The organism is Mesorhizobium sp. BHbdii, from assembly GCF_053848045.1.
Genome location: NZ_JBSPKX010000144.1, coordinates 1 through 499, shown reverse-complemented (window position 1 = coordinate 499; position 499 = coordinate 1). Strand labels below are relative to the sequence as shown.

At 61.3% G+C, this 499-nt stretch carries 1 pseudogene; it reads left to right on the top strand.

What is annotated here, in order from left to right:
• Positions 1-19: 19 nt before the first annotated feature.
• Positions 20-499, top strand: a pseudogene (locus ACWTU8_RS32295) (hypothetical protein); the annotation flags it as partial.

Sequence of the window (499 nt, the reverse complement as noted above, 5' to 3'; positions counted from 1 at the left end):
AGGGTCTTGGGACAAGCGGATGGATTTCAGCACGGGCCATGGCTACCTCCTCATCGGCGGCCTTATCCTGGTCGGCACCGGGCTGCTCACCCTGTCGCTGATCGTCAATCTTCGCGTCGCCCACAGCGTGCGCGACGACGTGCGCCATCGCGAAAAGCTGCTCGAATATTATCGCAACATCTTTTCACAGCTGGGCGTGATCCTGATCGGCATCGGCGTGTCGCTGTTCATCTTCTTCTTCCAGCAGAACTATCAGGACCAGCGCAGACGCGAGACGGAGCTGCAGCAGGTTCTCGCCAAGCTGGCGGCGCGCATTGCCCGCGGCGCGCCGGTCATGCAGTCGCTGGAAGAATTCGACGAGTTGCTGGATGAAGGCGGGCCCTATCTCAGCCCCCAACTCGGCGGCAAGAACACCGCCGTCAGCGTTCACGGTACAGAACTCGGCAAACAGGCGGCCAGGATCCTGCTGGTCGAACGCGACGTCGATCTCGGAGATTTC